Origin of the sequence: Anaerotignum faecicola, from assembly GCA_024460105.1 — a bacterium.
Lineage (GTDB): Bacteria > Bacillota > Clostridia > Lachnospirales > Anaerotignaceae > JANFXS01.
This window is the reverse complement of sequence record JANFXS010000330.1, coordinates 1-437: the sequence shown is the minus strand read 5'-3', so window position 1 is coordinate 437 and position 437 is coordinate 1. Positions and strand designations below refer to the sequence as shown.

Sequence of the window (437 nt, the reverse complement as noted above, 5' to 3'; positions counted from 1 at the left end):
AAAAAATACAAGATAACCACGGGGATCATAGACGCGTATCTTTCGAGCAAGCTTCAGTCCGTCCATCTCTGCTTTCAAATCAATATCAAGGAAATAAAGGCCCACAGAATCAGCCATTTCTAAATGTCTCAGAAGCTCTTCAGGTTGTGTTGTCCAACAATACAATTCCATATCCATATCATGCATCATCAAATACTTTTTAATAATATCCTTCCAACGCTTCAGTTGTACATCATCATCCTCACACAAGTAAATATTTATCATAGTTTTCCCTCATCAACCAGGATTCTCTATTGTCAGGCACTGTGTAAAAAATGGTTCTTTAAAATTGGTATCCCAGATAACATTTGAATACTTTTCCAAAAGCTCTGTAGCATTAGCTAACCCGATTCCCCGGTTTTCGCCCTTACCAGAAATCCCCGGCTGATTAATTTCCG

The 437-nt window shown here is 38.4% G+C and carries 1 protein-coding gene; it reads right to left on the bottom strand.

All coding sequences use genetic code 11. The annotated features are described in order from the left end of the window. The coding region (locus NE664_14225) for a response regulator (protein ID MCQ4727792.1) at positions 1-264 on the bottom strand (264 nt) is incomplete at its 3' end. Between the last annotated feature and the right edge of the window lie 173 nt (positions 265-437).